20 protein-coding genes are annotated in these 19,251 nt (G+C 47.0%); 9 read left to right on the top strand and 11 right to left on the bottom strand.

All coding sequences use genetic code 11. The annotated features are described in order from the left end of the window. The first annotated feature begins 84 nt into the window (after window positions 1-84). Window positions 85-363 carry a hypothetical protein gene (locus V1467_RS10730; RefSeq protein WP_416304976.1) on the top strand — a complete coding sequence of 93 codons (279 nt, stop codon included), beginning with the start codon at window positions 85-87 and terminating at the stop codon, window positions 361-363. 38 nt (window positions 364-401) lie between these two features. On the opposite strand, the gene V1467_RS10725 is transcribed toward V1467_RS10730, so the two are convergent. The 4 genes from V1467_RS10725 to V1467_RS10710 form a co-directional block, all read right to left on the bottom strand. After that, window positions 402-569 (bottom strand): DUF2897 family protein, encoded by a 168-nt coding sequence (locus V1467_RS10725; protein ID WP_416304975.1) that lies wholly within the window; start codon window positions 567-569, stop codon window positions 402-404. 60 nt (window positions 570-629) lie between these two features. Continuing rightward, window positions 630-1,760: a succinyl-diaminopimelate desuccinylase gene (gene dapE / locus V1467_RS10720; RefSeq protein WP_416304974.1), complete on the bottom strand. Its 1,131-nt coding sequence runs from the start codon at window positions 1,758-1,760 to the stop codon at window positions 630-632. Next, complete coding sequence (locus tag V1467_RS10715) at window positions 1,757-2,101, bottom strand: ArsC family reductase (RefSeq protein ID WP_416304973.1); 345 nt, start codon at window positions 2,099-2,101, stop codon at window positions 1,757-1,759. Before V1467_RS10715 ends, dapE begins: the two co-directional genes overlap by 4 nt. Before the next feature lie 63 nt (window positions 2,102-2,164). Next, window positions 2,165-2,665, bottom strand: a complete 501-nt coding sequence (locus V1467_RS10710; RefSeq protein WP_416304972.1) for a PTS sugar transporter subunit IIA — start codon at window positions 2,663-2,665, stop codon at window positions 2,165-2,167. Between the two features lie 226 nt (window positions 2,666-2,891). Between V1467_RS10710 and V1467_RS10705 the strand changes: the two genes are divergently transcribed. The 8 genes from V1467_RS10705 (at window position 2,892) to V1467_RS10670 (ending at window position 9,294) form a co-directional block, all read left to right on the top strand. After that, entirely contained in the window at window positions 2,892-3,113 is a 222-nt protein-coding gene (locus V1467_RS10705; protein ID WP_416304971.1) for a hypothetical protein, read from the top strand. Beyond that, the gene (locus tag V1467_RS10700; protein ID WP_416304970.1) at window positions 3,113-3,274 is read left to right on the top strand and encodes a VOC family protein; all 162 of its coding nucleotides are present in this window, start codon (window positions 3,113-3,115) and stop codon (window positions 3,272-3,274) included. Before V1467_RS10705 ends, V1467_RS10700 begins: the two co-directional genes overlap by 1 nt. Before the next feature lie 2 nt (window positions 3,275-3,276). Beyond that, window positions 3,277-4,347 (top strand): patatin-like phospholipase family protein, encoded by a 1,071-nt coding sequence (locus V1467_RS10695; protein ID WP_416304969.1) that lies wholly within the window; start codon window positions 3,277-3,279, stop codon window positions 4,345-4,347. Window positions 4,348-4,648: 301 nt separating this feature from the next. After that, entirely contained in the window at window positions 4,649-5,278 is a 630-nt protein-coding gene (locus V1467_RS10690; protein ID WP_416304968.1) for a methylamine utilization protein, read from the top strand. 52 nt (window positions 5,279-5,330) lie between these two features. Further along, complete coding sequence (locus V1467_RS10685) at window positions 5,331-7,604, top strand: EAL domain-containing protein (protein ID WP_416304967.1); 2,274 nt, start codon at window positions 5,331-5,333, stop codon at window positions 7,602-7,604. Then, complete coding sequence (locus V1467_RS10680) at window positions 7,582-8,415, top strand: DUF3034 family protein (protein WP_416308687.1); 834 nt, start codon at window positions 7,582-7,584, stop codon at window positions 8,413-8,415. Before V1467_RS10685 ends, V1467_RS10680 begins: the two co-directional genes overlap by 23 nt. Further along, window positions 8,412-8,840, top strand: a complete 429-nt coding sequence (locus V1467_RS10675) for a group I truncated hemoglobin (protein WP_416304966.1) — start codon at window positions 8,412-8,414, stop codon at window positions 8,838-8,840. Before V1467_RS10680 ends, V1467_RS10675 begins: the two co-directional genes overlap by 4 nt. Before the next feature lie 19 nt (window positions 8,841-8,859). After that, window positions 8,860-9,294 carry a DUF192 domain-containing protein gene (locus tag V1467_RS10670; RefSeq protein WP_416304965.1) on the top strand — a complete coding sequence of 145 codons (435 nt, stop codon included), beginning with the start codon at window positions 8,860-8,862 and terminating at the stop codon, window positions 9,292-9,294. A gap of 8 nt (window positions 9,295-9,302) precedes the next feature. On the opposite strand, the gene V1467_RS10665 is transcribed toward V1467_RS10670, so the two are convergent. The 7 genes from V1467_RS10665 to ansA form a co-directional block, all read right to left on the bottom strand. Then, complete coding sequence (locus V1467_RS10665; protein ID WP_416304964.1) at window positions 9,303-10,730, bottom strand: amidohydrolase; 1,428 nt, start codon at window positions 10,728-10,730, stop codon at window positions 9,303-9,305. 10 nt (window positions 10,731-10,740) lie between these two features. Further along, on the bottom strand, window positions 10,741-11,895 hold the full coding sequence (locus V1467_RS10660) for a M14 family metallopeptidase (RefSeq protein WP_416304963.1): 1,155 nt from the start codon (window positions 11,893-11,895) through the stop codon (window positions 10,741-10,743). Window positions 11,896-11,979: 84 nt separating this feature from the next. Further along, window positions 11,980-15,129 (bottom strand): TonB-dependent receptor, encoded by a 3,150-nt coding sequence (locus V1467_RS10655; protein ID WP_416304962.1) that lies wholly within the window; start codon window positions 15,127-15,129, stop codon window positions 11,980-11,982. Between the two features lie 91 nt (window positions 15,130-15,220). Then, window positions 15,221-16,216, bottom strand: coding sequence for a FecR family protein (locus V1467_RS10650; RefSeq protein ID WP_416304961.1), 996 nt, complete (start codon window positions 16,214-16,216; stop codon window positions 15,221-15,223). Beyond that, the gene (locus tag V1467_RS10645) at window positions 16,213-16,782 is read right to left on the bottom strand and encodes an RNA polymerase sigma factor (protein WP_416304960.1); all 570 of its coding nucleotides are present in this window, start codon (window positions 16,780-16,782) and stop codon (window positions 16,213-16,215) included. The genes V1467_RS10650 and V1467_RS10645 overlap by 4 nt, the downstream gene beginning before the upstream one ends. Before the next feature lie 89 nt (window positions 16,783-16,871). Continuing rightward, window positions 16,872-18,089: a multidrug effflux MFS transporter gene (locus V1467_RS10640; RefSeq protein WP_416304959.1), complete on the bottom strand. Its 1,218-nt coding sequence runs from the start codon at window positions 18,087-18,089 to the stop codon at window positions 16,872-16,874. A gap of 79 nt (window positions 18,090-18,168) precedes the next feature. After that, window positions 18,169-19,176 carry an asparaginase gene (ansA, locus tag V1467_RS10635; RefSeq protein ID WP_416304958.1) on the bottom strand — a complete coding sequence of 336 codons (1,008 nt, stop codon included), beginning with the start codon at window positions 19,174-19,176 and terminating at the stop codon, window positions 18,169-18,171. Window positions 19,177-19,251 lie beyond the last annotated feature (75 nt).

Genomic DNA, 19,251 nt, shown 5'->3' with positions numbered 1-19,251 from the left:
TCACCTGTTTGATAAATATTTTACGTTTGTCGCCTGATGTTATCGCTTCTATAGTCATATTCAGCTTTAACAGGGGAGATGACAATGGATTATTTATTCAGAGTAGCAATGCACGGGTTACGCTGGCTTTGTGTTGGCGCAATAGGCGCGATCCTGTTGGCGGGATTCTGGTTTGAACTTTCTATTGCCCAGTTATTAATAGTTAATCCGCTATTGCTACTGCTTGCTGTCAGTTTGTTTGCTTATCTTGGTGTCAAACTGGACAACAGCAGTGAGGAAACCGCCGATATCCATCATATTCACCACTATCTGCCGCATTGTGTGCAAAGCAAAAAAGTTGTTAAGTGGAAAAAGTGTGGCTAAGCGCTCGAGTGCAGTAGATTGATGCTGTGATCCGATATTTACCAGTCATCATCTTTTTTATCTTCTGCATCCCACTTGGCATTATTGGACTGTTTATCTTTCAGGCTGGGCAATTTGGTTTTGGCCGAATCTTTTAGCAGCAACAGATTGCCGATAATCACTGCAAACACAATTATTACGATAAAACCAATTAACCAGCCACTCATTTTTGAACTCTCATATTAGTTGATTTGACCCGAGGGATTCGAACCCCCGGTAATTACTGTTCAGGCTAGCAGCTTAACCATAATCTGGTAATAAATATCTACCAGTTGGCGTAAATCCTCGATACCGACGTTCTCGTTAACTTTATGAATGCTGGCATTTTGCGGCCCCAGTTCAATCACTTGCGCACCGGTCGGGGCGATAAAACGTCCGTCCGAGGTACCGCCAGCAGTGGAGAGTTCGGTGTCCAGCCCGGTGACTTGCTTAATGGCTGCGCAGGTGGCATCGACCAAGTCGCCGCTGTCAGTTAAAAAGGGCTGGCCGTTGAAGGTCCACTTTATTTGATAATCCAGTTGATGTTTATCCAGAATATTCTCGACCCGCTGAATCAGCTGCTGGTCAGTGGTTTCGGTTGAGAAGCGGAAATTAAAACAAATTTCGAGCACCCCCGGGATCACGTTACCGGCACCGGTACCCGAATGGATATTGGATACCTGAAAACTGGTTGGCGGAAAAAACGCGTTGCCATTATCCCAGTGGGTGGTTGCCAGTTCGTCAATCGCTGGCGCCGCCAGATGAATCGGGTTTTTGGCCAGATGAGGGTAGGCCACATGGCCCTGAATACCTTTTACGGTTAGATCGCCGGTCAGCGATCCGCGGCGGCCATTTTTAACCACATCACCGACCTGATTGGTACTGGAAGGCTCGCCGACGATACACCAGTCAATTTTTTCATGGCGGGCTTCAAGTGTATCAATCACCTTGGTGGTGCCGTTGATAAAGGGACCTTCTTCATCACTGGTAATCAGATAGGCAATTGAGCCTTTATGATTTGGGTAGTTAGCTACAAATTTTTCAGTGGCTACTAACATCGCCGCCAGGCTGCCTTTCATATCCGCCGCGCCGCGGCCATAAATGACACCGTCAATTTCAGTGGCTTCAAAGGGTGGGGTATTCCAGCTTGATTCGGGACCTGATGGCACCACATCGGTGTGACCGGCGAAACACAAAAGCGGTTTCTGCTGACCTTTACGCGCCCACATGTTGGTGGTGTCATCAAATACCATGGTTTCGATATCAAAGCCTAACGGGCCAAGAATATCTGCCATCATTTTCTGGCAATCGGCATCATCCGGGGTAACCGAACGTTGATTAATGAGTGCTTTGCCAAGCTGAACAACATCCTGTTTCATGCCAATAACGCCTGGTATTGGTCGGCTTTAAAACCCAATAAATATTGTTGTTGATGGATCAATAGCGGTCTTTTTATCATTGCCGGGTATTGGCACATTAATTCAATGGCTTTGGTTTCAGTCATATCGGCTTTTTGTTCGTCGCTTAGTTGGCGATAGGTGGTGCCGCGGGTATTAAGCAATTGCTGCCAGTCAATTTGCTGTGCAACCGAGATAAGCCAGTCCTTGTCCATACCATCTGCTCTATAGTCATGGAATTGGTAGGATATATCCTGTTGTTCCAGCCATTTACGGGCTTTTTTAATCGTGTCGCAGTTTTTTATACCGTATAAAGTTGTCATGATTGAGTGTCGTTTACTTCCGTTAGTGGCAAAAGCGCCAAGCTGCCGGCAATTTTACCAAGATTAAATATACAGCGTCATCAATTGATCCTGACCCGCTATAACCTGTTGATAGTGCGGCAAAATACCAGTCAATTTATTGCTGTTCAAGATGGTAACCGGTGATATCACCCTGGACAGGCGTTTTTTCAGTTTTTGCAGGTTAATACTGAGCAGCAAATCACCGCTAGAGAAAGGTTGCCCACTTCTGACATGTAACTCAAATCCTTCGCCCATCATTTCATGCGAGTCGATGCCGATCTGGATCAGCATCATCAGCCCATTTGAGGCTTTTAAGCGTAATTGATGCGCCGTGGCCGGAACCTGATGCATGATCCCGTTAAAGGGGGCAATGACTTTGGAACCTGTCATCTCAATCGCCAACCCCTCTCCAAACAGGCGCTGGCTAAAAATCTCCGAGGGTACCTGATCCAGCGGCATTGCTTTACCGGTTAGCGGACTGATGATCGGAATACTTTTGGTGTGGACAGGAAGTTGATCAATACTGACCAAGTTATTGAACATGCATTAATCCAAAAAATAAAATAGCGTCATTCAGAGTGTAAATTATCACATTGTCTGGCGAGGGAAGGGTAAAAATATTGTCACTGTCTGTTGTTATCCACCAAATCTGTGGATAACCTTGTTGACCACTCGGGTATTAGTTTTTATCTTATTGAAAATATTAATTATTTTGTTATGAGCGGATTTTGTTCAACAGTCAATTCAGGTGTTAATCCGGAGAAATATTATGGCTGAAAAAGAAACAGGTAGTATTGGTTGGCGTGATTTAACTGTTGCCGATGCTGAGTCGGTACGTGATTTTTATGCCAGTGTAGTCGGCTGGAAAGTCAATCCCGTTAATATGGGGGAGTACCAGGATTATTCGATGCAGACACCGGGATCCGCGAAAGATGTGGCAGGTATTTGTCACAGTCGGGGGGAAACGCTGATTTACCGGCGCAGTGGTTAATGTACATACTGGTAGATGATTTGGACAGTTCATTGGTCGCGGTAAAACAACAGGGTGGAAAAGTACTCACCCGTATTAAACAGTTTAGTGCAACGTCCCGCTACGCGGTGATCGAAGATCCGGCTGGAGCGGTGTGCGCCATTTATGAGGAAAAAGACTAACAGTGCAGGTACTTGATATTTATGCCGGGCCCAGAGCATTAAAAACCATTCAACAACAGGGATTTCATCAACAACTTTTTAGCTGCATGCTGGGTGCGTCGGGAGGACCAAAGTGGTTTGTACTGGCGGGACTGGATCGGGTGATTATGCCGGAGTTCTTTGTTGGCAGAACAACACCGCTTGATTTGCTTGGGTCATCGGCCGGTTCGTTCCGTTTTGCCTGTTACGCGCAGCAGGATCCTTTGGCGGCGATTAATCGGCTGGCTCATTATTACTCGCATACAGTGTATTCGGACAAGCCGGACAATCAGGAAATTACTGACAAAGGCTGGCAACTACTGGATAAGGTGCTTGAAAACGATGGCGTTAATCAAATTCTGCAAAACCCCCTGGTACGAGCTCATTTTGTTGTGGCGCGTTGTCTTGGTTTTACCCGCTCTGAATCAAAAGGCCTGCAGCTAACCGGATTGCTGAGTAGTGCCGTAGCGAACAAGTTCAATCGCGCCCGCTTACAGCGGTATTACCAGCGTTTTGTTTTTTCCAGTCCCGGCAGCCAACTGATTATCAACGACCCTTATCAAATGCCGATTTATCCGGTTGACTTAAATGCCGCGAATTTGCAATCCGCATTGATGGCATCCGGCTCGATTCCCATTGTATTAAAAGGAGTAAGGGATATCGCCGATGCGCCACCGGGTATCTATCGGGATGGCGGAATTATTGATTACCATTTTGATTTGCAGGTAACGACAAAAAATGACCCTGAAGGCTTGGTGTTGTACCCGCACTTCTTTGCGCAACCCGTGCCAGGCTGGTTTGATAAAACCAATGGCCGCAAACCTCATGCTGCCAGCTATGATAATGTGGTGATGGTGGTTCCATCTGCCGAATTTGTGGCAAGCTTGCCTTATGCAAAAATTCCGGATCGTAAGGATTTTGAAACCATGCCAGCAGAGCAGCGTATCCGTTATTGGCAGGCGGTGTTGTCGGAATCGGATCGATTAGGCGAGGCGTTTATGCAACTTGCCACTGAGCAAAATGGGGTTGACCGGATAAAGCCGTTCAGTAATTAAGGGTAAGTGACGGTATTTTATATAAAAATGGCTGTCAATTAAGGGATAAAACCGCTAGTTTATAAATATTGTTGATGTCGCAATTGGCAGACATTAGTAATGAGCAGTTGTCGGCGTAATAGATACATTGCTAGCCAGCGGGATGTTGTCCAGCCAATGTATAGATATTCATTGCTAAATAATGAATGGTTGAGGGGGTTCCGCAGGGACATATAAGCGAAATCCGTGCATGGCATGGCGCTCAATCTCTTTATTGAGGTAACAAATGACAAAGTCACCCATACCCAAGGTCTTAATGCTAATGAGTTTGATTGTTTCATGTCATCAGACTTTTGCGGCTCAGAAAATTATCGTGCATGTCCAGGATCAACAAGGCAATGCGCTGCAACATGCGGTAGTCGAAATCATTGCAGCACAAGGCACAGCGCAGCCGCTTAGCCATGTTGATGAAGTGGCGATAATGGATCAGGTAAACAAACAATTTGCACCTAAAGTATTATTGATTGAGAAAGGCCAGTCTGTGCTGTTCCCCAACAGTGATGATATTCGCCATCATGTGTATTCCTTTTCTCCGGCCAAACCCTTTGAATTAAAACTCTATGCTGGCCGGCCCAAAGCTCCGATAGAGTTCAATCACCACGGAGTGGCGGTTTTAGGCTGTAATATCCATGATTCAATGGTTGGTTATATCTATATTGCCAATAGTGACGATGCCCAGATAACAGACGAACAGGGCAATGCCCAGCTCAGCTTGTCTGCTGGAGTTGATATTTCTGTCAGCGTCTGGCACAGCCAGAACGCTCAGGGAGCGGAAAAGCGACAAGTTATTCCGTTGGCTGAATTGCCGCAAGTGGATGGCCGTTATCAGATCAGTATGAAGGTTGAAGAGCCAGCGGCCAGAGACACCTTCGGCGCACAATTCAAACATTAAAATGTGGAAACATAGTTTAAAAAACCAGATTGTTTTATTTTGCGCGAGCCTGGTGTTAATCACGTCAGCCACCAGCTTGCTGAGTTTTTGGTGGTCAACCAGTCAATATAATGAGAAAAAAATACTGATTGATATTGATAGTGCCAAAAATGTCTATGAACAATATTTGGCCGCCAAAGAGAATTTGCTGATCACCGCCGCGCAGGTACTTACCGCCGATTTTGGTTTTAAGCAAGCTGTTGCCACTAATGACGCCGACACTATTGCCAGTGTGTTAAATAATCATGGTCAAAGGATCAGCGCAGATCTGATGATCCTGACCAATCTGGAAGGCAAACTGGTTTCTACCAGTTTCGAAAACTTTCAGCCCACCCAGGATATGTCGAAAGTGGTTACCGAACTATTGAATGGCCCTTTGCATGCCAAGTTCATCATCTTTGATAACACTTTGTATCAGGTCATATTATTGCCGGTAAAAGCACCACGTACTATCGCCTACAGCCTGATTGGCTTCAGAATTAACGAAACTGTGACCAACGATCTTAAACAGCTAACCGGTCTGGATGTCAGTTTCCTGCAAGGGGAAAACAAGGTTATAAGCACCTCGCTGGATCAACAATTATCCGCCGATATTCGTGGTTATGTCAGTCAGCATCGGTTGCCATGGCTATTTGGCAGCCGTATTGCTTATAGTAACCGGATCATTCCGCTGAATGGCATGTCTGATTCGCCGGTTAGCATATTGCTTAGTGCCAGTCTGGCGCAAACCTATGAAGAATTTGATCGTCTGTTGTATACCTTTCTGATCCTGGCTGCGTCGACTATGTTGGTCTGCCTTATCCTGAGCGGTTTGCTGGCCCGCAATATGACAGTGCCTTTATCCAGGTTGGTGGTTACCGCCAAACGCTTTGCCCAGGGGGATTATCTCAGCGAACCTGAAAGTAAGCGCGACAGCAGCGAGATAAAGGAATTGTTTAAGGCGTTCTCTGAAATGGGTAACGAAATTCAGGAGCGTGAGAGACAAATTACTTATCAGGCGCAGCACGACAGCCTGACCGGCTTGTATAATCGCCATATTATGGGATTGCATATTGATCAAATCCTCAAGTCCGGTAAGCGATTTCTGGTATTGGTAATTGATATCAAAGGACTCAAGCAAATTAACGACAAACTGGGGCCACAAATAGGTGATGACTGTATTCAGGTGGTTGCCAAGCGTTTGATAAATTATTCACCAGACGGTAAAGAAAATAACGCCCGTATTGGTGGTGACGAGTTTTTAACCTTATTAGCCTGTGACAAAAACCAAACTCCAGCTGCTCAGGTTGAAGCATTACTTGCCAAGCTTAATTTGCCTTACAGGGTCAGGGACTTATCGCTAAATTTGCGTTTTAGCTGCGGAGTGGCGATGTACCCGGATGACGCTGACGATTCCAAATCTCTGGTGCGACGCGCCACTATTGCTTCTGACGCCGCCTCTACCGCCAATCTGGAATTACGTTTTTATCAAACCGGTGAAGACGAAGCGCATCTGCAGCGTATTGCCATTGTCGAAGAACTGAAGCAAGCCTTGCACGCCGATGATGGTGCTCTGTTTATGCATTATCAGCCCAAATTAAGCACCAGGAATGGTCGAATAGAAAAAGTGGAAGCCTTGATCCGCTGGATCAATAGTGAGGGGAAATTTATTCCGCCTGACGTGTTTATTGATTTGGCTGAACGTGCCGGACTGATTATTGAGTTAACCCATTGGGTGATCAATGAAGTGGTTAAACAGGTAAAAACCTGGCAACAGCAGAATCTGTATATCAAGGCGTCAATCAATGTATCTGCTCAGGACCTGACTGACGATCATTTCCTTGAGTATTTACAGAAAACCATTGATATTCATGATGTTAGTGCTAAGTATATTACTATTGAACTGACCGAGCGCGATATGATGGAAGACGAGCAAAAAGCGCTTGCTGCCATTCATGAATTAAAGCAGGCCGGTTTTACCATCTCGGTGGATGACTACGGTGTTGGCCAGTCGTCATTGTCGAAACTCAAACAATTACCGCTGGATGAGTTGAAAATTGATAAAAGTTTTATTCTGGAACTGGATAAATCCGCCGGAGATCAGATTATCGTCAAGTCAACCATTATGCTCGGGCATAATTTAGGCTTCTCGATGGTTGCTGAGGGGGTCGAAAACCAGGCGTCACTGGACCTGTTAACGAGTATGGGGTGTGACCACATTCAGGGATACCACATTAGTCGGCCCCTGTCCGCCAAAGATTTAACCTTATGGTTGGAACAATATGATGTTACTGAAAAAAGCGTTTAGTACAGCATTGCTATCTACTGTTTGCATTCAGGCATATGCAGGTGGAGGCAAGTTATTGGCAACTCCGGGAGTTTCCCAGGCTGAAGGCTCTGGTGGTGGAGGGTTAGTGCCCTGGGCACAGCTGGCGGGGTACGCTTCGCGTGATGAAATCGCCGTTAACGGCTTTTGCAGTCGGGCAAATTTATCCGATTATCGGTTGGATGTCTGTGGTGCTCAATTGAACTTATATGACCGGGTTGAATTGTCTTATGCGCGGCAAAAATTCGATGTACCCGCGTTGTCGACCCAAATTGAGCAGGATATAAGCGGGATTAAAGTCCGTCTGTATGGTGATCTGGTTTATTCAACCTGGCCACAGCTCAGTGCGGGATGGCAACATAAATCGCTTAAAGATGGCACTGTCGCCAAACTGGTCGGTGCCAAGGATACCTCCGGCAACGATTTTTATCTGGCAGCCAGTAAATTGCACCTGGGCGCGGCTGCCGGTTATAACCTGTTCTGGAATTTGACTGCGCGCTATACCCAGGCCAATCAACTGGGATTGCTGGGTTTTGGCAGTGAAAACAAGGATGAAAGTATTCAACTTGAGGGGTCAACTGCTATTTTTCTCAGTCCCGAGTGGGCGGTGGGAGTCGAATATCGGCAGAAGCCGGATAATCTGGGTCTCAAGGAAGATGATTGGGCGGACTTGTTTGTAGCCTGGTTTCCCAACAAACATATCAGCGTCACCGCAGCCTGGTTGCAATTGGGAGAAATTGCCGGTGCTAAAGACCAGTCGGGCTGGTATCTGTCAATAGCGGGTTCATTATGAAAAATATTATCTTTGTCATTAGCTTAATATTCAGCCTCTGCTTGCTTGGCGGCTGTCAAACTCATCCACAACAGACGCTCTACCAAAAGCTGGGCGGACAGGCAGGAATTGAAAATCTGGTCGCAAGCTTTATTCAGCAAATTGGCCAGGATCAACAAATTTTTCATTATTTCGAACATGCCAATATCAACCATTTTCGTAACGGTTTTGTTTCCCATTTATGTGCGATAAGTGATGGCCCCTGTGAATATAGTGGTGACAGTATGGTGGATATTCACACCGGAATGAATGTGAATGAAGCGGATTTTAATCACGTGGTTGATTTGCTGGTTAAAGCCATGGAACAAAATGATCTACCGCTAACTACCCAAAATGAAGTGTTATCCAGACTGGCCCCCCTGCGGCCGGGCGTAATTTATCTGTAATCGAATAATTGAGGTTGATGTGAAAGCAAAATTTTTATCTTTACTGCTGTTAGTTTGTGGACTGCTCAGCAATGCCAATATTCAGGCTCAACCGCTTGAACTGATTGATATCAAAATTAACCAGTTAACCCTGAGTGTGGAATTGGCGGACAGTCCAAAAGAACGTGCCAAAGGTTTAATGGGCAGAAAAACCGCCAAACCGGGCATGTTATTTGTGTATAACAGTCCGCAGGAAACCGCATTCTGGATGGCCAACACCCTGATCCCGCTGGATCTGGCCTATATTGATGAAAAGGGCGTGATAGTGTCAATTATCCAGATGCAAGCGATGGATGAAAGCACTCATCCATCGCCCGGTGAGGTGATTGGCGCACTGGAAATGGAATTGGGCTGGTATGCCAAACATCAGGTAAAGGTGGGTGACAAAATCGAGTTTGTATTGGCTGACCAGTAACCGACGGATTATAGTGCCGGTTGCCGGTCACCAATTTGTGACTGATATTGCACATCACCCTTACGTTGTAACCATTCCTGTTTTGCTGCTTCAATCAGTTGCGGTTGTTGATACAAGGTTATTGCGCTGAGGGCCAGGGTTTTAATGGCCAACTGCATACCTTTATAGCCAATACTCATTCCTCCTGCCGCCACAGCCTGCCAGCTATGTGGCGGAGTGCCGGGTACCCAAGTAGCGGTCACAAAGCCGACGGTGGGGACATTCCAGCTAACATCACCCACGTCGGTTGATGCCGACGACGCATAGATTTCATCAGTCCAGGGATCGATTTGCTGTTCGGCGCCAATTCTTTTTTGTGCACGTTTGCTTAGACTGGGCCGGATTTTGTCAGCAAACTGTTTTTCTTCGCTGGTGTAATTCAAGCCGCCATAATGTTGCATACTGTCATAAGTCACTTTAGCTAAAGTGCTATTGGGCAGCACACTCCAGACGCCCGACATAATTTCCTGCTCTACTGTTGTTCCGGTGCCTAACGCCGCTGCTTGGGCGGTTTTTTCCAGTCTGGTCCATAACTCAGGTAAATCTGCGGCAGAAGGGGTACGCAGATAATAATAAACCTCGGCAAATTCCGGCACCACATTGGGTACCGAGCCACCATTCGTGATGACGTAATGAATGCGAGTTTCAGAGGGAACATGCTCACGCATCATATTGACCATATAATCCATTGCTTCGACAGCATCCAGGGCCGAGCGTCCCAGTTCCGGTGCGGCTGCGGCATGAGAGGCTATACCATGGAAGCGAAATTTAGCCGTTTTATTGGCTAACGTGGTCATCGCCTGAGCGTTGTTTCTATCGCCAGCATGCCAGTGCAATACAATATCAACATCTTTGAACAGCCCGTCTCGAACCATATAAACCTTACCGGATCCACCTTCCTCCGCGGGAGTGCCGTATAAACGCACTTGTCCATTAATCTTGTTCTGTTCCAACCAGTTTTTAACTGTGATGGCTGCTGCAACCGAACCGGCACCAAACAGGTGATGGCCGCACGCATGGCCTGCCTGTTTGCCTTCGATGGCTTGCTGTTGTGGTGTGGCCTGCTGGGACAGGCCGGGCAGGGCATCCATTTCGGCTAAAATACCAATCACCGGACCCGTACTGCCATAGCTGGCGACAAAGGCGGTGGGCATGCCTGCTACTCCAGCGTGAACAGTAAAGCCTTGGGCGGACAGCATCTGCTGCATAGCTTGCGAGCTTTTGTCTTCGTGAAAACGGACTTCAGCCCAGTTCCACATATTCTGCGCCAGCTCAATATTGCGAGTTTGATGTTGTTGCACAAATTGGGCGACATAGTCTGCATCACTTTGTGCCAGTAACGGCATACTTGTCAGACACAGGACTGACAGCAATATTTTCTGGCGCGCTTTGAACATATTCGTTCCTTCAAGGTTTCAGATTAAAGTCTTTCTCGCCGGTGGCCAGTAATTTATCCACCAGAACCCTTGCCGCTTGCTGCGCAACATAGGGAATAAGCTGACGATTGGTATTATCTCCCACTTCGTAGGTGACCGCATGAACCTGGTACTGATCGGCGATAAACTGTTTAAATACACCGTTATCGGGATTGGAGCCGGGCTTAACATTGGCTTTAAAGGCCCATTTGGTGTTATTCGCCAATCCTGCCAGCCAATCGTTCATCAGGTTTTTAGGTGCGATGGGATAATCTTCGGGCATGGTATAAAACACATCGTGATAGGTGGAATGAAAATCCACTGCAAACACAATTTTGCCACCGGCTTTAACAATACTGGCCAGTTTATCCCTGACCAGACGGGTTTCGGCCTGGGCAAACTTTTTCCAGTCACGGTTCAGATCAACACCATTAGCATTATGTCGCCAGTTACCCTGTTCTACGCCGTCAGGATTAACATCAGGTACCAGCAACAGGTTAAAACGCTGCGAAAAACGCTGTTGCAGCGCTTTATCAGTGAGTATTGCTTCTGAAAAACCGAATAAGGCCATGGCGCCGGTCACTTCAGGCGGATGCTGGCGACCAATCACCACCAACCATTCATGATTGCCAGGCGTTTGCTGAACCAGGGCATTAATGGGACGACCTTGTTCAGAGTTACCCAGCAATTCGAGTTTGGCATTCGCTGTTAGCGCCGACATTTTATTCAGCCACACCTCATATTCGGCGTTGTTGATCACCTCCTGGGCGGAGACCCAAAGCGGCTTTTGAGACGTGTTAATGCTGAACCACATGGCTTTGTTCTCAGTGCTGAATGGTATGCCTTGCCAATGCACGCCGTCATAACTGATTTTGGGAAAGTAACGCGGATAATTGCCATTGAAAGTCATCTTCAGTCGCACTGTGGCGTCTTGCTTGGAATGGACTTTAAAGCTGTACCAGGGACTGGGATTTACCGGCTCATTTTCTGGGTGAATACCGATATGATACTGGTGGGTATCCAGTTTTTCGCAACTATCCAGACGCGCCATACTGAAGTCGCTATCGAAGGTGACATCATCAAACTGGCAGGCCAGTGCGTTGTTAAAGGCAAATAAAGTGAATATAAATAATAGGCTACGATTCATGATGTAAATCATCCCGATCTAACAAAAGGTTATGGAAAACGCAGTCAAACAAGGGCAAACCCTTGAATGACTGCGACGACTAGACTAGAACTTTTTGTTAAGCGTCAGGTAAATATAACGCCCTGATGAGGAGTGCACACCACTCTCATAACCAAAAGTACCGGAACTGAAGGGCGGTTCTTTATCGCCGATATTGCGGGCGCCCAGAGTGAGTTTGGTATTATTCATCCAGCCTGATTGTTGGTCGAACTTATAACTTGCATATGCATCAACCGTCGACCAGCTATCAATTTGTTGATAGATCAGGTCACCATTGTCATCGGCGTAATATAACCAGCTGTTATCCAGATCGCTGATGTATTTGTATTTAACACCGGCTCCCCAGTTGTTCTTAGCCCATTTCAGACCCAAATTAGAACGCCATTCGGGGCGGCCATTTTGCCGAATTAAACTGCCTGTGGCACCGGGAATAGAAACGGGTTCGCCGTTATATAACAGGGCTGGATTACCCGCTTCCTGCGCATCCAGAACAGTTTGGGTTATCGCATCAACACCTTGATCAAACTGTTTGAGATTAGCTGCGCTGGCGTTGAAGGTAAACTGGCCAACTGCGGTTTCCAGTTTGTAATACAAGCTGTAATCAATACCTTTAATTTCACGCGGTAACAGGTTGGTGTAGTCGTTGGTTACGTAGAGTATTTCATCGCTTTGATTACGCACTACATTCGGGTTACTGGAACCTTCACTGCGTAATAGCGCATCGTACAGTATCTGGGTCTGGCTGCTTAAAATCCCGACCACATCCTGTTGTTCGATATGCCACCAGTCAGCGGTTAGCGTCAGGTTTTTAGTTGGGGTCAATACAATCCCGACAAATTTGTTCTTGCTGGTTTCGGGTTTCAGGCTACTGCTGCCGTTACGTATTTCCAGCGTGCCCTGACGACGGCCGAAAACAGGATCTGAACGGGTATTGGAACGAGCAACATCGACAGCCGTGGTCTGAGGTAATCCGGGGGCTTTAAAGCCTTCTGCCATTGCTGCCCGGAATTGTATATAGTCATTCACTTGCCAGGCCAGTGAAATCTTGGGCTTGGCAATATCGCCGACATCAGAAAAGCGTTCATAGCGGGTCGCCAGTTGCATATCCAGACTTTGTACTAAGGGGAGATCTCGTAATAAGGGGATTGCAAATTCCACATAAGCGGAGAATACATTGCGGCTGCCGGCAGAATCTGGTGTTGGACTGCTGCCCAGCACGGTACTGGCCAAATCGCCTATATCGCCACTGACAATTTCAATAAAAGGTAAGTTGCCGTTTAGGGCATCGCTACGTTTGTCCAAAAAACTTTCATAGCGATACTCCACACCGGCTGCCATGCCCACATCTCCCGCAGGCAGCGAGAACAGATCCGGGCGCGAGACTTTAAAATCGTATAATGCCAACTCGGTTTGTGATTCCCGTTCAACATTGATCATAAAACTGTCGATTACATCTTGCGCATTACCGGTTTCGTCACCCACGTTGGGATTGGACAGACTACCGCCATTAAACACATTGTAGGCGCTGGCCATATTGGTGCTGTTAACCGCTTGTTGAAACAACGTGGTATCAATACGGTTGGCCGAATCCAGTGTATGAGCTTTTGAATAGAGCAATGCTGAATCCCAGTCCCAGTTCTGATAGTAGCCACGCAACCCGGCTAACACTCGATAAGAGTAATCCTCAACGTTAATTTTGCGTGGACCGGTATCAATAGGGCGGTAGCGCAGCAAAGTGACATCTTCACCGAAAGGGTTGTAATAGGCGTCGGCGGGAATAGTAAAACGCTGGGCGGTCAGGTTACCACTTTGTTCGCGAACACGATCGGCTTCGGCCTGATAATATAATGCTTCACCATACAATTGGGCGTCATCGGTTAATTCATGGGTAAGTAAAGCGTACAAATTTAATCGGCTAACGGCAGAACTCAGTGACCGTGCTGTATTGGAGTCGTAACGAAGTTCTCTGTCCAGACTGCCCTGATCGGCACAAATTCCGCCATCCAGTTCTACCACGCAACCGCTGAAGCTGTCGGGTTGAATATGAAAGGTACCCAGACTGTCCGAACTCAACTCTGCCCAAGGGGTGGATGTGGTGCGGCCATCCAGACTGGTGTCGCTGGCAAACTCTTCGTCTAAACCAGGGTAATTACGCTGATCAGAGCTGGCCGCGTAGGCGCGCTCCGACGCCATCAGCATATCCTGATCATAAAGGCTGGCACTAACAGTCAAGTGGGTTTTCTCCTGATTAAAGAACCAGCCACCTGAACCCGAAATACTGATAGTGTCGCGATTTGTTCCATCATTCTTACCATACTGGAACTGTATATCGCCGCCGGTGTTTTTGTCTTTGAGTACATAGTTAATCACGCCAGCGATGGCGTCAGTACCATAAATTGCGGCAGCGCCGTCACGCAATACCTCAACCCGGCTTAAACCTCTAACCGGCAGGGCGTTAGAGTTTACCGTGGTGACTGGTACCAGATCTTCTGCCTGGGTACCGGGGTGTAGCACCAGTCGTCGACCATTTAGCAAGGTCAAACTGTAACCCGTACCTATACCACGTAAATTAATCGATGACACATCGCCGCGAGCGTCATTAACCCCGCCAACCACGCGTTCATTATTAAAACTGACTTCGCCCTGCTGTGGCAGTTCGGCGAGTAAATCGGCACCGCTGCTAATACCCAGATCTTCAAAATCAGCCGCACTAAAAGTGGTAACAGGCAAGGCGCCGGAGTCCTGATTTACCCTGATATTGGAACCCACCACCTGAATTCGTTCAACACTAGCTTCTTTTTTCTTTTGCTCAATTGCTGCGCCGGTCTCGACATTTGTTGGGCCGCCGGAAGTCGCAGGAGATGCATCAACGTCTGTCTTGCGGCGGATAATATAAGTCGAGGAAGATTCTTTAACAAACTCCAGATCCGTCCCCTCGAGTATCAGGGCTAGTGCCTGGGAAACGGTTAAGGTTGCGTCGATTTTTCGGGTTGTCCCTGCCGGAGTGACATCGGGAGAAAATAGAATCTGGGTGTGACTTTCTTCGGCTAGCTCCAGTAATGCCGAGTCAATATTCTGGGCTGGTATGTCAATTTGTCGAGCGAGTTCCTGTTCAGCCAGGCTGGCGCCGGAATACATCATTAGCATGATGCTACAGGTGAGTGAACTGAGCTTGAATGACTTGCGTAGTTTCATGGTGTGCCTCTGTTGTTTTAATTTTTAATCGTTATTGTTTGTTCGCCTCAATTTGCTATACGCAAGTAAACAGACTGTCCTCCATAAAATTTCAACTTTTTGGCATCAATAAAATATATTCAGGTGTTTTTTGTACCTGAACAGGTAATGCTGTTTCCAGCGCGGTAATAATACTGTCACCGTCTTTAAGGCGAAATACACCACTTATTTTAAGTTGGCCTAATTGTGCAGTTTGTAGCTGAATTTTTTTAATCCGGTAACGATTAAATTCGTTAATTACGTTATCGAGAGATTCATTTTCAAAACGAAATACCCCTTGACGCCAGTGCTGAGTCTTGGCTACTTGTTCCGGTATGTCTTGAGAAACCACCTCACTGGTACCGCTAAACGCGCCGACAGAACCCGCCGGCAGCAGGGTTTCGGCATGATCAAAGTCAATATTGTCACTAAGTGGTAATTGCGAATTCTGGATCGCAACCAGTCCTTCTGATACTGATACTTTCAAGGAGGAATCCGATTTACGCACATTAAACTTGGTACCTATAACCCGAATGGTCTTTTGACCGGTATTAATACTAAATACTCGCGCAGGATCTTTGGCAACGTCAAAAAACACTTCGCCCCGACGCAGCCAGACCTTGCGCTGGTTACCGGAGAAATCAATTTCAATGACACTATCGGTATTCAGGGTTACCACGCTACCGTCCGGCAAACCTACCGTACTGATTTCGCCTACGGCTGTCTGGTAATGGTTAGGTTGAACCTGGGGGGAAATGCTTTGCTCCAGGTTGCGAGGCGCAAAAATAAGCCAGCTCAATAATGTCACTGCAACCAGACTTGCAGCAATACCGCTCAACCAATAGCTTAGCTTGTGGTAGCGAGGTCTTGTGTCGGTCTGGTATAACTGGCTACTGCTGTCCCAGATTGCCAACATGGCATCGAATTCTTGCTGATGCAGGGGATTCGTCTGACACCAGTGATAAATCTGTGTTTCTTCCTGGGCGCTGAGCTCGCCAGAGTACAGACGGGCGACATAATTGGCCGCCTGTTGGCGAACTTCACTTTTGTTTGAGCGATAATTTGTCATTCTGCGAGCATCCTCTCTCTAATGGCAACCAGTGCTGCGGAAATATACTTCTCTACAGTACTGACTGATACACCTAACACATCACTAATTTCCCGATAGCTGCGTCCGTCGATGCGGTTTAAAATAAACGCTTGTTTGTGCACTGTTTTAATATCTGTCAACGCCTGTTCTATCTGGCTTAATTGTTTTCTGTTTTGCAGTTCCCGTTCGGGGGAATACAGGGAGCTGAATATAACGGCATCCTGTTCACTGATATGGGCGTCGCTACAGCGCACTTTGGCTCGCCTGTCAAGATCTATCAATAAATGAGTGGCTATCTGGAACAGGTAGTTGCGCACAGTATCCATTCTACCGGCCAATTTTTCCTGCAAGTTATCCAGTTTAAGCAGTCGCTCGTACACTTCCTGCATTACATCGTCGCAGTCGTTATCATTCAATCGCGAACGTACCCGAATAAAACGACGCAACGCACTGCCGTATTCAGCATATAGCTGTTCGATCAACTGGCTATTCTGAGCCGGTTCAGTTGAAGGGGATACAGTCTTGTTCAGATAAATGACTTTCACCTGATGTCAGTCTCGTTATGTTGTCTATCTTGCTATACGCACCAAACTGATAACCCCTCAACAGGGAATTGCTTTTAAACCTATAGTGATCAGTCAGCCTGACGGTTGGCAATGCTGACAAATAATAGTGACAATCCGCCAAATACAATAAAACCAATCACCACAGGGGTAATACTATGACTGATATAGTCGCCGATAAAAATGGCGATAGGCACTGACATCAAACTACTTAAAGAACCGATAATGGCAGCGCCCAGACCCGCCATTTCACCCAGTGGCTGCATTGCCATGGAGTTCAGGTTGCCAAACAATATTCCGACACAGAAAAACATCGGAAACAGCAAGGATACCAATTGCCATAGGGGAGGTACGCCGTTCTGGTTCACTGTCAGACATAGCAGTAGAGCAGAAAAAATTAACAACCCGACCAACGCCCAGTTGGATAATTTTTTCATGCCGTGGCGAACGACCAGTATACCGTTGGCAAAGGATGCAAATCCCACCGAAAAAGCGAGTAATGCAAAGTAGGCCGGAAACAGGTTGCCGGTTTGGTAAATAGTCTGAAAAATGGTCTGAGAGGTACTTAAATAGGCCAGAAACGCGCCGAATATCATCCCCATCGCCAAGGTGTAACCCATTACCTGAATATGCGTCAGGATGTATTTGCTTGATATCACCAGTTGTTTCCAGCTAAAGGGCTTTCGCCGCTCTATGGGTAAGGTTTCAGGTTGGCGCTGATAAAACCAGATACCGATAAACAGCGTAATGACCAAAAACAGGCTGAAAATATGTCGCCAGTTAAAAAATGTCAGCACGGTTTGGCCGATAATAGGTGCAATCATCGGAACCAGAATAAACACCATCATAATAAAGGACATCACCCGCGCCATGGCATTACCCTGATATTGATCCCGGATTAACGCCAACGTGGCTACGCGGGGACCTGAAACGCCAAATGCCTGGATCACCCGGCCAACTAACAGCATGGTCAGGCTGTTGGCAACTAAACAGATCACAGTACCAATGGCAAAAATAATCACCCCGGATAACACCGCTGCGCGGCGGCCTTTGCTGTCGGCAAAGGGACCGTAAAACAACTGGCCAATCGCCATACCAAAAAAGAATAGTGACACAATTAAATGGGTCTGGTGTGGATCCTCAGTACCCAGAGCCAGTCCGATCTGATTTAGCGCGGGTAACATGGCATCAATACTTAACGCCACCAGTGAGGTCATAAACGCCATTAGGGTCACAAATTCGGCTAGCCCCATGGCCGGCTTGCAATTCAATTCGGGAGTGTTGGACACAGCTTGTATACGCCTCGTTGCAAAAAAGCGGAATTATATCATCAAGGTAAGGTAACGAATGTAAGTTACAGGAATATTTTTAACTGCTGCGTTCTCCGCGCAAATTCTGGCTGATCAGTTTTTTAATTTGCTGGCTATCCAGCCCTTTGGATAACAGGTAGTGCAGTTTGGTCAGACAAGCTTCCAGGGTCATATCGCCGCCCGATATAACGCCGACCTGTTGCAAGGCGTTACCATTAGCATAGCCGGCCATATTGACCTTACCTCTCAGACATTGGGTACAGTTAACCACCACGATACCAGTCTGATCTGCAATGCGCAGTTGATCCAGTAATGCTTCATTCTGCGGTGCATTCCCCACACCATAACTGAGTAAAATCAGTGCATTGACCGGTTGCAGTATTGCGTTACGCAACACATCGGCGCTAATCCCGGGATATAGGGTGACCACGCCAACAGGTTGAGATGTAACCGGGCTGACGGTGACAGCAGTATTAGAGATGGGTTTGACCTCTCCGCTATTGACTTCAATATTGATACCGGCTTCCAGTAGCGGTGGGAAGTTGGGGGAATCAAAAGCACCAAAACCGTCAGCGTGAATTTTTTTGCTGCGATTGCCCCTAAGCAGCTTGTTGTTGAAAAATAGACTGACTTCGTGAATAGGGTAGTTGGCGGCTAAATACAGCGAGTTAAGCAGATTAACCTGACCGTCCGAGCGCAATTCTGCCAACGGAATTTGCGAGCCGGTGACGATAACCGGCTTGCCGAGATCTTCCAGCATAAAGGACAGTGCCGAGGCGGTAAATGCCATAGTGTCGGTACCATGCAGGATGATAAAACCGTCATATTTATGGTAATTGGCATAAATGTCGTCAGCAATTTGTTGCCAGTCGAGGGGGCTCATATCGGAAGAGTCAATTAGACAGGGATATTCATGCAAAGTAAATTCTGGCATCTCCGGACGATGAAATTCCGGCATATTGGCCAGTGTACCAGTCAAGAAGCCGGCAACCGGAACATAGCCCTTACTGGAAGGCCGCATGCCAATAGTGCCACCGGTATAGGCAATATAAATATGTTTTTTCATCGGGCCATGTCCTTCGCGGTTTTGTTTCTATTAAAACTAAAAAGCTCACCGTCGGGTGAGCTTTTTATCTACCTG

The sequence above is a fragment of the Neptunicella plasticusilytica genome (assembly GCF_047922965.1).
GTDB lineage: Bacteria > Pseudomonadota > Gammaproteobacteria > Enterobacterales > Alteromonadaceae > Neptunicella > Neptunicella plasticusilytica.
This window is presented reverse-complemented; position numbering and strand designations above follow the sequence as displayed.